The sequence below is a fragment of the Bradyrhizobium sp. MI1.3 genome (assembly GCF_055811695.1).
Map to the genome: position 1 here is coordinate 16485 of NZ_JBVVPQ010000077.1, position 14573 is coordinate 31057.

General features: G+C 63.5%; 12 protein-coding genes. 11 read left to right on the forward strand and 1 reads right to left on the reverse strand.

Annotated elements, in window-relative coordinates:
- Positions 1-28: 28 nt before the first annotated feature.
- The 9 genes from AC0L3A_RS34050 (at position 29) to AC0L3A_RS34090 (ending at position 10966) form a co-directional block, all read left to right on the forward strand.
- Positions 29-733, forward strand: coding sequence for an NUDIX hydrolase (locus AC0L3A_RS34050; protein ID WP_354170638.1), 705 nt, complete (start codon positions 29-31; stop codon positions 731-733).
- Positions 734-829: 96 nt separating this feature from the next.
- Positions 830-2152, forward strand: a complete 1323-nt coding sequence (locus AC0L3A_RS34055) for an ABC transporter substrate-binding protein (RefSeq protein ID WP_247288098.1) — start codon at positions 830-832, stop codon at positions 2150-2152.
- A 31-nt stretch (positions 2153-2183) separates the two neighbouring features.
- Positions 2184-2954 (forward strand): ABC transporter ATP-binding protein, encoded by a 771-nt coding sequence (locus AC0L3A_RS34060; protein ID WP_007601023.1) that lies wholly within the window; start codon positions 2184-2186, stop codon positions 2952-2954.
- Positions 2954-3658 carry an ABC transporter ATP-binding protein gene (locus tag AC0L3A_RS34065; protein WP_473256020.1) on the forward strand — a complete coding sequence of 235 codons (705 nt, stop codon included), beginning with the start codon at positions 2954-2956 and terminating at the stop codon, positions 3656-3658. The genes AC0L3A_RS34060 and AC0L3A_RS34065 overlap by 1 nt, the downstream gene beginning before the upstream one ends.
- Before the next feature lie 13 nt (positions 3659-3671).
- Positions 3672-4553, forward strand: coding sequence for a branched-chain amino acid ABC transporter permease (locus AC0L3A_RS34070; protein WP_027519515.1), 882 nt, complete (start codon positions 3672-3674; stop codon positions 4551-4553).
- Positions 4550-5569 carry a branched-chain amino acid ABC transporter permease gene (locus AC0L3A_RS34075; RefSeq protein ID WP_007601029.1) on the forward strand — a complete coding sequence of 340 codons (1020 nt, stop codon included), beginning with the start codon at positions 4550-4552 and terminating at the stop codon, positions 5567-5569. Before AC0L3A_RS34070 ends, AC0L3A_RS34075 begins: the two co-directional genes overlap by 4 nt.
- Positions 5529-6488, forward strand: a complete 960-nt coding sequence (locus tag AC0L3A_RS34080) for a polyphosphate kinase 2 family protein (RefSeq protein WP_007601037.1) — start codon at positions 5529-5531, stop codon at positions 6486-6488. The genes AC0L3A_RS34075 and AC0L3A_RS34080 overlap by 41 nt, the downstream gene beginning before the upstream one ends.
- Positions 6489-7538: 1050 nt before the next feature.
- A complete protein-coding gene (locus AC0L3A_RS34085) occupies positions 7539-9869 on the forward strand; it encodes a mechanosensitive ion channel domain-containing protein (protein WP_473256015.1) in 2331 nt (776 codons plus the stop codon).
- 98 nt (positions 9870-9967) lie between these two features.
- Entirely contained in the window at positions 9968-10966 is a 999-nt protein-coding gene (locus AC0L3A_RS34090) for a tripartite tricarboxylate transporter substrate-binding protein (RefSeq protein ID WP_473256016.1), read from the forward strand.
- Between the two features lie 132 nt (positions 10967-11098).
- Here AC0L3A_RS34090 and AC0L3A_RS34095 read toward each other — a convergent pair whose 3' ends face one another.
- A complete protein-coding gene (locus AC0L3A_RS34095) occupies positions 11099-11746 on the reverse strand; it encodes a Clp protease N-terminal domain-containing protein (RefSeq protein ID WP_473256017.1) in 648 nt (215 codons plus the stop codon).
- A 350-nt stretch (positions 11747-12096) separates the two neighbouring features.
- Here AC0L3A_RS34095 and AC0L3A_RS34100 point away from each other — a divergent pair, with 350 nt between their 5' ends.
- Positions 12097-12414, forward strand: coding sequence for a hypothetical protein (locus AC0L3A_RS34100; RefSeq protein ID WP_473256018.1), 318 nt, complete (start codon positions 12097-12099; stop codon positions 12412-12414).
- Between the two features lie 270 nt (positions 12415-12684).
- Positions 12685-14337 (forward strand): NAD-dependent malic enzyme, encoded by a 1653-nt coding sequence (locus tag AC0L3A_RS34105; RefSeq protein WP_473256019.1) that lies wholly within the window; start codon positions 12685-12687, stop codon positions 14335-14337.
- Positions 14338-14573 lie beyond the last annotated feature (236 nt).

Consider the following 14573-nt stretch of genomic DNA (forward strand, 5'->3'; position numbering starts at 1 on the left):
TGACGCGAAGTCTCGGTAACCAGGCGTCATGACGTCACCGATCATCCATCGCGTCACGACGCTTGATCTTGCCGTGCGGCCGATCGTCTGGCCGTTCGCGGAGGAGCGGCGTGACGAGATCGCGGCGCATTTCGCCGAGAAGCAGCGCGAGCGACCAAAACTCTGGAACGGTGGCGTCCTGCTCGGGCGCGATGCAATGTTCGCCGACGGCCATCTCTCTACGACCTATTTCGAGACGGATTTCGCGAGCTTCCTCGCCTGGCGCGACTGGGGCTTTCCCGACAAGGCCGTGTTCAACGGCTTTGGCATGGGCGCGCTGCTCACCTCCGACGGCGCCTTCGTCATGGGCGAGATGGCGCAGCACACCGCCAATGCAGGCCGGATCTATTTCCCGTCGGGCACGCCCGATCTCGGCGACGTCAGGGGTGACACGCTGGACATTCCCGGCAGTGTGATCCGCGAACTCGAGGAAGAGACCGGCCTGACCGCGGCCGACTATCGGATCGAGCCCGACTGGCATTGCGTCGTCACTGGCCCAACGATTGCGATGCTGCAAATTATCAACCTGGACATGCCGGGTGATGTGGCGCGTGCGCGGATCGAAGCCAATCTTGCGGCCGAGGCCGAGCCAGAGCTCTCGGCGATCCATCTCGTGCGCGGGATGAGTGATCTCACGCCGTCCATGCCGCGATTTGTCACGGCTTTTGTCGAGCAGCAGTTCGCGTCGCGCTGATGCGCGAGGCTTGACATCGCTGCGCCCAGCCCATGTGATGGGTAAAAATACAAAACCAAAAAAGAATGCAATGCACAATCGTCCAGGGAGGTTCTGATGCGCGTGCGCATGGCTGCCCGTTTGGTGCGTGGGCTGTTGGTCGCGATATCAGCGACGGGCTTGGCGCTGTCCGCCCAGGCCCAGGATCAAGGCAAAGAGAAGAAGATCAAGATCGGCGTCGTTTTCGATCTGACCGGGCCTCTCGCCGGCGGCGGCTCTGAACTCGGCTATATCGGCGCAAAGATCGTTCTCGACCATTTCGCCAAGACCGGCGTCGAGGGTTACAAGATCGAAGCGGTCTATGCCGACGCCCAGAGCAAGCCCGACATCGCGATCAACGAATCCGTCCGCCTGCTCGAGCAGGAGAAGGTCGACATGGTGCTCGGCTTCTTCTCCTCGGCGCAATGCGTGCCGGTCGCGGCCCGCGTCGAGCAGCTCAAGAAGTTCATGTGGATGACGACCTGCATCTCGTCCGCCGTTTTCAACGAGAAGGGTTACAAATACGTGTTCCGCCCGCAGGCGAGCGGCGATCAGTTCGGCATGATGACGATGGATTTCATCGCGCAGAACGCCAAAGCGAAGTTCGACAAGGAGCCGAAGGATCTGCGCGTCGCCATCATTCACGAAGACGGCGCCTATGGCGTCGACGTGTCCAGGGGCAACGAGGCCGGCGCGAAGAAGGCGGGCTTCAACGTCGTGATGAAGGAGGGCTATTCGGCCACCGCGCCCGACCTCTCCGCGCTGGTGACCAAGCTGAAGCGCGCCAAGCCCGACGTCATTTTCCACACCGGCTACAACCCCGATATCACGTTGTTGCTGCGTCAGGCGCGCGAACAGGGGCTGAAGTTCGGCGCGCTGATGGGGCACGGTGCGGGTTACGGCGTCTATGAGAAGCTGAAGGAAGGCATGGGCGCGGATGCCACCTACATCTTCAACACCGACCCGATCTCGATCTGGCTTGCCAACCAGAAGACCATGGATCCCAAGCTCCCGCCCGTGATCAAGATGGTCGGCGAGGAGTTCGACAAGATCCGGCCCGGCGTCGCTATTCGCTCGGCGCATGTCGGCATCGGTGCGTCGAACACGTACGTGTTCATGAATGACGTGCTGCCGCGCGCGATCAAGAAATATGGCGGGGTCGATCCGGATGCGCTGCGCAAGGCTGCGCTCGATACCGATATTCCCGAGGGCGGCACCATGCTCGGCTTCGGCGTCAAGTTTTACGGCGAGGGCACGCCGATGGCCGGGCAGAACGAGCGCTCGTTCCCGGTCGTGATCCAATACATCGACGACAAATCCTCCGTGGTGTGGCCCAAGAGCCAGGCGCAGCGCGAGGCCGTGCTGCCGCTGCCGAAGGGCACCACCTACAGCAACCAGTAGCGCAAATGGGCGCAGAGAGGAGAGCGGGACGGTGCTGGAAGTCAACGGGCTGGTGAAGCGGTTTGGTGGCTTCACCGCCGTCAACAATGTGTCGTTCAAAGTCGATCAGGGCGAGATCCTCGGCCTGATCGGGCCCAACGGCTCGGGCAAGAGCACGATCTTCAATATGCTCTCGGGTACGCTGGCGCCGACGTCCGGTTCGATCCTGTTCGACGGCTCCGAAATCGCCGGCCTTCCGCCGCACCGGATCATCAACAGTGGCATCGGTCGCACTTTCCAGATCCCGCGGCCGTTCCGCCGCCTGACGATCTTCGAGAACGTCGCGCTCGCCGGATTCTACGGCCAGGGCCGCCACAGCCGTGCCAGGGCGGAGGAGGCGGCCGAGCGATCGCTGGCGATGGTCGGCTTGCCGACCGATCGGCATGCCAGCGTCGATGGCTTGGGCGCAGCCGGCCTGAAAAAGCTCGAACTGGCGAAAGCACTCGCCACCGCGCCCAAACTTCTGCTGGCCGATGAGAGCCTCGGCGGCCTCGACGAGGCCGAGATGGGTCAGGCGGCCGACATGCTGCGCAACATCCGCGACGAACTCGGCATCACCATCATCTGGGTCGAGCACATCATGGGCGTGCTGATGCGCGTCGTCGATCGCGTCATGGTGCTCGATCACGGCGAGAAGATCTCGGAAGGGTTGCCGAGTGCCGTTGCCGGCGATCCCCGCGTCATCGAGGTTTATCTCGGCACCGATGCCGAGACCACGCAGGCGGCGGCCGCCGCAGCGCGCCGCCGCGCGGGGGTGCAATGATGCTGGAGCTCCGCGGCGTCAATGCCGGCTACGGCACCTTCCAGGCACTGTTCGACGTCGATCTCGACGTGAGGGCGGGTGAGGCCGTCGGCGTTATCGGGCCCAACGGGGCCGGCAAGACCACCCTGATGCGTGTCATCTCCGGGCTGATCCGCCCCTCGCGCGGGTCGATCAGAATGGAAGCCGTCGACGTCGTGGCCACGCCGCCACACAAGATCGTCAGCCTCGGCATTGCGCATGTGCCGGAAAACCGGCGGCTGTTTCCGCAGCTAACCGTCGACGACAATCTCAAGATGGGCGCCTTCATGAAGGAGGCGCGCGGCCACTATGCCGAGCGGCTGGACGTGGTGTTCGAGCTGTTTCCGCGCCTGAAGGAGCGACGCCACCAGATGGCCGGCACCATGTCCGGCGGCGAGCAGCAGATGTGCGCGATCGGTCGCGCGCTGATGTCGAATCCAAAGCTGCTGCTGCTCGACGAGCCGTCGGCGGGGCTCGCGCCGGTCGTGGTGCAGCAGGTGTTCGAGCTGGTGAAGCGGATCCGCGCCAGCGGGCTGACCGTGCTGATCGTCGAGCAGAATGTGCAGCAGGTGCTGCGGGTGGTCGATCGCGCCTATCTGATCGAGGCGGGCACGATCAGGTCCTCAGGCACCTCGGCCGAGATGCTGGCGAGCGACACGGTCAAGGAAGCGTATCTCGGGGTGTGAGGTTCATCGGGGCATGCAAGCATTTTTGGACATTTTCGACATCTACCTGCTGGAGGCCGTGATCAACGGCATCCTGCTCGGCGGCGTGCTGGCGCTACTCGCGCTCGGGCTCAATTTGATCTTCGGCGTCATCGACGTGACCTGGATCTGCTACGCCGAGCTGGTGATGATCGGCATGTACGCGATGTATTTCCTGGTGCAGTATTACGGTATCAGCTATTTCCTCGCCGCGCCGCTCACCATCCTGCTGGTCGCGTTGCTCGGAGCGGCACTGCATTACCTCGTGATCGCGCCGCTGCTCACGGCACCGCCGATCAACCAGTTGCTCGCGACCGGCGGGGTGCTGTTCGTGCTGCAGAGCTTTGCCACCGTCGCCTTCGGCATCGACTTCCGTAACCTCGGCATCCGCCTGCCGGTACTCGCTTTCGGCGACATGAATTTCAGCTACGCACGACTTCTGTCCTTCCTGGCTGCGCTGGTCGGCATGGTCGCGGTCTATCTGTTCATGACGCGGACCTTCACCGGCACCGCGATCCGGGCGATCTCGCAGGACCGGCAGATCATGGCGCTGATGGGCGTCGATACCAAGCGCATCTATCTCATCACCTCGGCGATCGGCGGTGGGCTGGCCGGGCTCGCCGCCTGCCTGTTGGTTCTGCAATATGATGTGCATCCCTTCGTCGGTCTGTCGTTCGGGCCGATCACCTTCCTGATCTGCGTGCTCGGGGGCTTGGGCAATTTCATCGGCGGCTTCATCGCCGCCTTCGTGTTCGCCGAGATCATCTCGCTCGGCGGCCTGTTCTCCGATCTCGAATGGGGCTACGTGCTCGCCTTCGCGTTCTTCATCGTCATGATGTTCATCCGGCCCGCGGGCCTGCTTGCGAGGCGCCGATGATGGGGCGGGGACGGCTTGCAGCTTGGGGTATCGGATTGGCGGCGCTGGTCGCGCTGCCTTTCGTCTATCGCGATCCCTATCATCTGCACATCATGGTGCTGATCCTGATCTGGTCGTTCGCCTATACGTCATGGTCGATGATGGGGCGGTTCGGCCTGGTCTCGCTCGGCCATGGCGGGTTCATGGGCATCGGCGCCTATGTCACGGCGCTGCTCTGGAATCACCTGGGATGGTCGCCCTGGATCGGCATTCCCGTCAGCATGGCCGCGGCCGGCGCCCTGGCGCTGATCGTCGGCTATCCCTGTTTTCGCTTTCGCATCACCGGGCACTATTTCGTGCTGGTGACGCTGGCGCTCTCCGGCATCGTGCTCCAGGTCATCACGGCGACGCGCGATTACACCGGCGGGTCGCTCGGCTACACGCCGAACCGGGCCGCCGGCAACAAGCTCTGGTCGCTGCAATTCGACGACAAGATCACCTGGTACCTGATCGCGCTCGGGGTCTGGCTGTTCGGCATCGTGCTCTGGCACTGGGTGGACCGCAGCATGGCCCGCTATGCGCTGGAGGCGATCTCGGAGGACGAGGACGCCGCGGCCGCCGCCGGCGTCGACGTGACCGCGGAGAAGCTGAAGATCACGCTGCTCAGCGCGCTGATGACGGCCTTGGCCGGCGCGCTCTACTGCCAGTACCAGATGTTCATCACGCCAGACACCGTCAGCGGCATCGCGGTGTCGCTCCAGATGGTGTTCGCGGCCATCGTCGGCGGCCTGTTCGTCTCGCTCGGCCCGACCTTCGGCGCTATCATCACGATTATGCTTGCCGAGACCCTGCGCATCGGCTTCGGCACCAAGGCGGTCGGCTGGGACAATCTCGTCTACGGCGTGCTGCTGGTGCTCTTCATCATATTCCTTCCGAAGGGCATCCTTGGTAGCTTGCTCGACCGATTGAAGCCGCAACGCAAGGTGCCCCGCGCTCATGAGCAAGAAGCCGTCCAAATCGCTCGCCCAGGAACTTGACCGCTACATCACGCCATTCCGCTACGACGGTTCGGGCAAGTTTCATCTCAAGGACCACAAGACCGACGAGAAGGGCGATCTCGACAAGGAGAAGGCGCAGGAGCTTCTCGACGCCAACAAGAAGCGGCTGATCGCGTTTCAGGAGAAGCTCTACGCTCAGGACCGCTGGTCGGTGCTGATCGTGTTCCAGGCGATGGACGCCGGCGGCAAGGATTCTGCGATCAAGGCGATCTTCGAGGGCATCAATCCGCAGGGCTGCGCAGTCAGTGCCTTCAAGGCGCCGAGCAGCAGAGAGCTCGACCACGACTTCCTCTGGCGCCACGCGGTCGCGCTGCCGGAGCGCGGCCATATCGGCATCTTCAACCGCTCCCATTACGAGGAATGCCTGGTGACGCGGGTGCACCCGGAGATACTCGCCAAGGAGAAGCTGCCGCCAAAGCTCGTCACCAAGAGCATCTGGAAGGAGCGGTTCGAGGACATCTCTGCGTGGGAGCGCTATCTCTGTCGCAACGGCACCGTGGTGCTGAAATTCTTCCTCAACCTGTCCAAGGACGAGCAGCGCGAGCGCTTCCTCGACCGGCTGGAGGAGCCGGCCAAGCAATGGAAGTTCTCGATGGACGACATCAAGGAGCGCGCGCTGTGGCCGCGCTACCAGGCGGTCTATCAGGACATCGTCCGGCACACGGCAACGCCGCATGCGCCGTGGTATGTCGTGCCGGCCGATCACAAATGGTTCGCCCGCGTCGTGATCGGGTCGGCCATCGTCGCGGCGCTCGAAAAGCTCGATCTGCGCTTCCCCCGCGCCGACAAGGCCTCGCTGGGCGAATTCGATGAGGTGCGCAAGGCGCTGGAGAAGGAGGAGAACGAGGAGAAGGCGGGCAAGAAACAAAAAACGCGAAAACAACCCCATGCACAGTAGCCGGGGATAGCGAAATCAATGACTTGAAGGTCAGCGCGAGCGCCTGCGGATTTAACGAAATCGTTGACACGTCGGGCAAAACAGGAGCATGATGTCACCATCCCCAAACCCTCAGTACCCGCGCGCCATCCCGTAGCAGACGCGCTCCACATTGGCGGGAAGGGCGGTTCTTGCAATCCGCCTACTTCTCGTATTTCGCTGCAGCGAATCCCTCGCAGGTGAGATGGAACGCGCCCTCAAATGTGATTTGCGCACCATTGATCTTGCTTGACAGTCTTGCGTCACGGGAGGACCATCCCAATGGTCGCAAACAAGCGACGCGCAACGTCCACATCAAGAGCAAGGGGAGGTCTATGACACCACCTCCGCAGAACCAGCCGCGTTAAGTGCGATGGAGCTCGTTCGGACTATCGCATAGCGGCAGAAACGCGAACGGCACGCCGGGCCAAGGTCTAGTGGGCTGCATCAGTGTGGCATAGCCCCTACCTGCCCGGCGCTGTATTCTGCATCACATCGATTGCATCACAGCGATCATGTCGGATGGCCGTGACGAGGCCGCCGCGCTTTTGACATCCTGCTTCTCTCCTCCTCCTCATCGCGTCATTCCGGGCCGACTCCCGGAATGACGCAGGGCGATCGCATATCAGGGCGATCGCACATGACGTCTCAGCGGCGCCTGAGCGAGCGCCTCGTCCTTCGAGACGACCGCTTCGCGGCCTCCTCAGGATGAGGCTCAACTGCATCCATCTGCATTGAAATGCTGCCGCATACGCATCCCCTCATCCTGAGGGCCCGCCGCAGGCGGGCGTCTCGAAGGATGGCCGCAGCCGAGCTTCCAGCCGCGTGCCCGCATTCCAATCGCTGCACGTCCGGCCTTGAGACCGTGGTTCCCGCTTCCTGCACCGCGGCAAATGCCAAGAGAATGTCGCCTCATTGGCCAACTTCCGACACAGCGCCCGGGCGAATAGCGTCGATCCGACATGATGCATGTGCTTCGGCGGTGACGGTCCCGACGTCGCCGTCGCATTCATTTTTCCCAGGGAATCCCTCGTGTCGCATAAGCTTGCCTTCGCGCTTCTCGCCGCGCTCTTGATCGCGATCTCGTCTCTCTCCAGCGTCCGCGCCGCGCCGCCTGCGCCTGCGGCAAACAGCGCTGCCGCGTTATCGCCCGATGAGGCCAAGCGCGCGCTGGAGACGCTGCAGGATGACAAGAAGCGCGCGCAGATGATCGACACGCTGCGTGCGATCGCCAATGCGTCCGGTGCACAGCAGCCCGCGCCCGAACCAAAATCGCCGATCCCGCTCGCGGCCGACGGCCTCGGTGCGCAGCTCATGCTCACCGTGTCTGAGGAGATCGGCGAAATTTCGCGAGACGTCGCCGATATGGCCAGGACGCTCACGCACTTCCCGGCGTTCTATTACTGGATCGTGCGGACCGCGAACGATCCCGCGGCCTACAATCTCCTGATCGAGATTGGTTGGAAGCTCGCGCTGGTGTTCGGCTGCGCCTTCTGCGCCGAATGGGTGATCTTCCGTCTGATCCGGCGCCCCGTCGCCTTCCTGGAAGGGCGCATGCCGCAAACGGCGCGTCTGCCGGTGCAGGTATTGCCCATTGCCGATCCCCCGTCATCGGTGGCCGATGTCACCCCCGCGCCAGAACTGCACATGCGCCGCCACAGCCTGGCGCGGGCCTGGCAAATCATGCTGCGGCTGCCGCTCGTGCTGGGACGCTTCCTGCTCGAGCTGCTACCCGTGTTGGTCTTTGTCGGGGTCGCCACGGCGCTGCTCGGCACCGAGATCGGCGAGCCCACCACCGTCCGCCTCGTGATCCTCGCCGTCGTCAATGCCTATGCGTTCTCGCGCGGGCTCATCTGTGTGGTCCGTGTGCTGGCGGGACCGTTCGGCTTGTTTCCGGTCAAGGCCGAAACCGCCGCCTATATCGAGATCTGGGCGCGCCGCATCGTCGGTGTCGGCGTCTCCGGCATCGCCTTTGCGAATGTGGCGCTGCTGCTCGGCCTGCATCGCGGCGGCTATGCCGCGCTCCTGCGCATGGTGATGCTGGTCGTGCATCTCTTCATCGTCGTGATCATCCTGCAATGCCGCCGCCAGGTCGCCGAAGCCATCCGCGCGCCGGCCGACCGGCAGGGGATCGCGGCGGGACTGCGCAACCGCATTGCGGGCGGCTGGCATTATCTTGCCATCGCGCTCGACCTGGCGCTGTGGGCCGTGTGGGCGCTGAACATTCGCAACGGCTATTCGTTGCTGCTGCAATATTTCGTCGGCACCATCGCGGTGGCGCTGATCGCGCGCGTTGCCATCATGCTGACGCTGGGCCTGATCGACCGCGGCTTCCGCATCAAGCCGGAAATCCTCCAGCGCTTTCCAGGCCTCGAGATCCGCGCCAACCGCTATCTGCCACTGCTGCGCAAGATCGTATCCGGCGTCATCGCCTTCATCGGCCTGGTGGCCGTGCTCGAAGTCTGGGGCGTCGACGCCATCGTCTGGTTCTATGGCGGCCAGATCGGCAGCCGGCTGATCTCCGCGGTGGTGACGATCGGACTTGCCGTATGCATTGCAGCTGCGGTCTGGGAAGCCAGCAACGCGCTGCTGGACCGCCAGATCAACACGCTGTCGCGCGACGGGCACTACGCCCGCGCCGCACGGCTGCGCACCTTTCAGCCGATGCTGCGCACGGCATTGCTCTGCCTGATCGCCACCGTCGTCGGCCTCACGGCGCTCAGCGAAATCGGCGTCAACGTCGCACCGCTGCTGGCGGGCGCCGGCATCGTCGGCATCGCCATCGGCTTCGGTTCGCAGAAGCTGGTGCAGGACCTCATCACCGGGCTGTTCCTGCTGCTGGAGAACACCGTCCAGGTCGGCGACAACGTCAGCGTGTCCGGGCTATCGGGCGTGGTGGAGAACGTCTCGATCCGCACGATCAGGCTCCGGGCCGGCGACGGTGCCGTGCACATCGTGCCGTTCAGCGCGGTCACGACCATCACCAATGCCAGCCGCGGCGCGGGCAATGCGTCCGTCAGCGTCAACGTCGCCTACAAGGAGGATACCGACCGCGCCGGCCAGATTCTCAAGGACATCGTCGACGAGATGCGCCGCGAGGTGGAATTCCGCAGCCTGATCCGCGGCGATCTCGAGCTCTGGGGCATCGACAAGGTCGACGGCGCCATGGTGTCGATCGTGGGCCAGATCCGCTGCACCGAGGCTGGCCGCTGGCCGGTGCAGCGCGAATTCAACCGCCGCATGAAGCAGCGTTTCCAGCACAACGGCATCGAGGTCGCATCCGCCACCCAGACCATCCTGATGCACATCGCGCCGCCGGCTGACAGCGCCGCTCATCTGACGCCGCGTCGAGCGGCAGGATAGTCGCTCGGTAAACTTACCGCTTGCCTTGGTTGAACCGGCAGCGTTCACTTCGCCCCAGTTCGCTGACGACATGCGGGCGGTGAAAAAGGGTGGATGGAATGTGGGGGCGGTGGGCTGGACTGCGCGGTCATGTGATCGTCATTTGTGCGTTGCTTGGATGTGCGGCGTGGGCCACACCGGCAAACGCCCAGCTGTTTCCATCGCGTCCCATCACCCTCGTGGTGCCGTTCGCTGCGGGCGGTCCGACCGATACTCTGGCGCGGATCCTGTCCGAGCGGGTCGCTGCCGAGTTGCACGCGACGATCGTGGTCGAAAACGTCGCCGGCGCCTCCGGCAGCATCGCCGGCGCCCGCGTCGCGCGCGCAACGCCTGACGGCACCACGATCACGATCGGCCATTGGGGCACGCATGTGCTCAACGGCGCGATCTTCAAGCTGCCTTACGACGTGATCGCCGACTTCGAGCCGGTCGCGACGATCGCGATGGGCACGCAGCTCATCGTCGGCCGGAAGTCGATCGAGGCCAACACTCTGAAAGAGATGATCGCGTGGCTGAAGGCCAATCCCGGCAAGGTGACCGCCGGCACCGCGGGCGCCGGCACCGGGGCCCACGTCGCCGGTGTCTTCTTCAAGGAGAGAACCGGCACCGACTTCCAGTTCGTGCCGTATCGCGGCGCGGGGCCCGCCATGATCGATCTCGTGGCCGGGCAGATCGACATCATGTTCGATCAGGCCTCCAACTCGCTGCCGCACTACAAGAACGGTGCGATCAAGGCGTTCGCGGTGACATCGCCGACGCGGCTCGCCTCCGCGCCCGATATCCCGACGGTCGACGAGGCGGGGCTGCCCGGCCTCTACATCTCCTATTGGCACGGCATCTGGGCACCGAAGAACACGCCGAAGGAGATCGTCGCGAAGCTCAACGCGGCCATCGTCACCGTGCTTGCCGACGCTTCCGTCAAGCAGCGGTTTGGCGAATTGGGGCAGGAGATTCCTTCGCCCCATCAGCAAACGCCCGCAGCGCTCGGAGCCTTCCAGAAGGCCGAGACCGAGAAATGGTGGCCAATCGTGAAGGCCGCTGACATCAAGGCGGAATGACGCTGTCACCTAGGGCGTGTGCTCATCAAGACTGGCCACCTGATGCCCAGTTTGCTGCCAACATCGGGGGAAGGGCGGATGGCCTCCGAGGTAGTAAGATGAGCCAATTCTAGACGTCCGCCTCGACGCGCTTCATCTGCGCCCTGCGCCATCGGTTCCGAATAGTTCCTGATAGGTAATTCCCTGTTCAGCGAGAAAGCGCGCAGCCGGGCTCTGCGTTTCGTAGAGAATTGCCCTAAGGACGTCTGCGCCGGTTACTATGGAGCGACCCACCGCTTTCCGCATAACCTCCGCACGCTGGACAACACGTTGAAAAGCAGCGGTCGGTTTGGGCTCGGCGCGGATCTCCATAATTAATTTCGTCAGGTCGCTGTCGATGTAATCGACAAGTCTCTCCGTTAGCCCAGTAGGATCGGCATTGCAGGTATTAATGGATGCCGAAGCATCAGCGTCTTCTAGTAGCGAAAGAAGAAGATGTTCCAGCGTGGCGTATTCATGATTTCGCTGGTCGGCGAAGCCGATGGCTCGACGTAGCGTCGTGGCAAGCTCTCCCGAAATCAGCGGGGACGAATTGCTTCGCAGGGCCGGCAACGAAGAGACCCTCTCCCGAGGAACAGCTTTCTCCGCCTTGATTGCGGCAGATAGCGTATTCCAATCGGCTAGACCGAACATCACAGCCATGAGTTCAAGGCTTTGGCTAACGGTGATCTTGATACCTTTGGCAGCAAGGCCCGCACGTAGCGTTTGGGCCATGGCCTTAGCGTTGCGGAAGTCGCGCATGTCTCCATCCTTTGCTCGTGAACGAGAAAGAAGTGCCAGAGCTTGCGTTACTGGCCCGACTCGTTCGGGCAAAGGGCTGAAAGCCTTGGATACGTTTACCATCCCCGGAGGGCGCAAGCAGCAGGTCGTATCAACCAAGAGCAAAAAATGGACTAAAGGCGAACTGGCGTCAATCTCCACGATTACGAAAGGCGGGGCTGGCTTCGGCGATGGGCCACAACCGGGCTCAGGTGACGGGTCAACCCGCTGGCAACCACACCGAAAGGAGACGCGAGCGCGTCCATGAAGACAAGCATAGATTGCCAATGCGTCTCGCGCAAAGTTTGCCATGTTTCCGGGAGGCGCAAACCATGTTGCCCGCAGATTACGTTTTTGGCCTGGCTAACGCGCTAGTCCTCACGTTCAACCTTTACTTTGGACCTCGTATCAAGCGCGAACGGGTTGCAATGCAGTGGGGCCGTAACGGCGAGCCGACGTGGTACGCCCCAAAATGGATGGTGATGTGGGGAATGATCGCCTTCATGGCGGCTGTTCGGCTGTTTATTTGGCTGGCTTCCACATACGCGCCGCAACGTGTGCACGGTGTCGAGCTGGGCATAGTCATTTTCTCGGTAATTGCCGCAGGCTCCCACCTCTTCGTGTTGATGAAGGCGAGAGCGGCATGGTGAACGAGATTGCGCAAGTCGGCTAAGGGGTCACACGCCGCCGATCGCGCTCCAGGTGGGACCTTAGCTTTGCCTTGGAGTTTGTGAGTACACGTCCTAGGCGGCCTCCTCATGCCGAGGAGCGCCAGCATTGCGGCGTTAACCTTTGCCTCTCACGAATCCTCGCTGCGGTGCGGGATCACGATCCTTGCCGCAGGCGTCTGCCTCCTTGATCTCCAGTGAGCGCTGGCCGACAATGCCCGCCCTTCAATAAGAAACTCCCTGGGGGAATTCGTGAATAGACCTGCTCGGGTCAGCGCCCATTCGACATCGTCCGATTCCGTGCACGGCATGGCGCTGCTGCGCGATCCCCTGCTCAACAAGGGCACCGCCTTCACCGGGCAAGAGCGTGATGCGCTCGGCCTGCGCGGCCTGCTTCCGCCTTGCGTGCTGACGATGGAGACCCAGGTCGAGCGCGTGCTCGTCAATCTGCGCACGCTGCCGACCGATCTCGAGAAATATGTCGCGCTGAATGCGTTGCATGACCGCAACGAGGCGCTGTTCTTCCGTGTCGTCGTCGACAATATCGACGAGATCCAGCCGATCATCTACACGCCGACGGTCGGGCTCGCCTGCCAGAAATACGGCCTGATCTTCCAGCGCCCGCGCGGTATGTTCATCTCCTCGCGCGATCGCGGCCAGATCGCCGAGATCCTGAAGAACTGGCCCTATCCGGCCAAGCTGATCGTCGTCACCGATGGCGAGCGCATCCTCGGCCTCGGCGATCTCGGCGCCAACGGCATGGGCATTCCGGTCGGAAAGCTCTCGCTGTATTCCGCCTGCGCCGGCGTGCATCCCGAAACGTGCCTGCCGATCGTGCTCGACGTCGGCACCAACAACGAAGAGCTGCTGAAAGACCCGTATTATCTCGGCTTGCGCGAGCGGCGGCTCACGGGCGAGCCCTATGACAGCTTCGTCGACGAGTTCATGGTCGCCGCGCGAAAGACCTTTCCGGGAGTGCTGATCCAGTTCGAGGATTTCGCCAACCATTCGGCGTTCAAGCTGCTGCACAAATACCGCGATGAGGCCTGCGTCTTCAACGACGACATCCAGGGCACGGCTGCGGTGGCGCTCGCGGGCCTGTTTTCGGCGCTGCGCGTCAACGGCGGCAAGCTGAAGGAACAGCGCATCCTGTTCCTCGGCGCGGGCGAGGCCGCGACCGGCATCGCCGATCTCGTGACGTCCGCGATGATGGCGGAGGGCGCCTCTGAGGCAGAAGCGCTCCGCCGCAACTGGCTGGTGGATTCCCGCGGCCTCGTCGTCGGCGGCCGTGAAGGCCTGTCCGGCCACAAGCTCCGTTATGCCCATGCCGGCCAGGCGCCGATCGCCGACTTCCTCACGGCGATCAGGACGCTGAAGCCGACGGCGATCATCGGTGTTGCCGCGGTCGGGGGTGCCTTCACGCCCGACGTGCTCAAGGCGATGGCCGAGCTCAACGAGCAGCCGATCGTGTTCGCGCTCTCCAATCCGACTTCGAAGGCCGAATGCTCGGCGGAGGACGCCTACCGCTACACCGGGGGCCGCGCGCTGTTTGCCTGCGGCAGTCCGTATGACCCGGTCAAGCTCAACGGTCGTACCTTCGTGCCGCGCCAGGGCAACAACTCCTACATCTTTCCGGGCGTCGGCCTCGGCGTCATCGCCAGCCGCTCGCGGCTGGTGACGGACGAGATGTTCATGGCGGCCGCCCATACGCTCGCCGACTGCGTCGGCAAGGACGATCTCGCGCAGGGCAGCCTCTATCCGGCGCTGCCGCGCATCCGCGAGGTCTCGGTGCGTATCGCCGCCGCCGTCGCCGATGTCGCTTTTCAGCGCGGGCTCGCGGACGGACCCGCGCCCAATGACGTGAAGGGACTGGTTCAGTCCCAGATGTACGAGCCGCAGTACTGAGGCTCACAATTCGATTTGAATTTGCGGAGGCAGCCCCTCACCCCACCCTCTCCCCGTAAGAACGGGGCGAGGGAGTGAGAGAGGTTGCCTCCCTAACCTCTCCCCGCTCTTCTGCGGGGAGAGGTGGGGGGGGGGGGGGGGGGGGGGGGGGGCGGCGGCGCGGCGGGGGGGGGGGGGGGGGGGGGGGGGGGGGGGGGGGGGGGGGGGGGGGGGGGGGGGGGGGGGGGGGGGGGGGG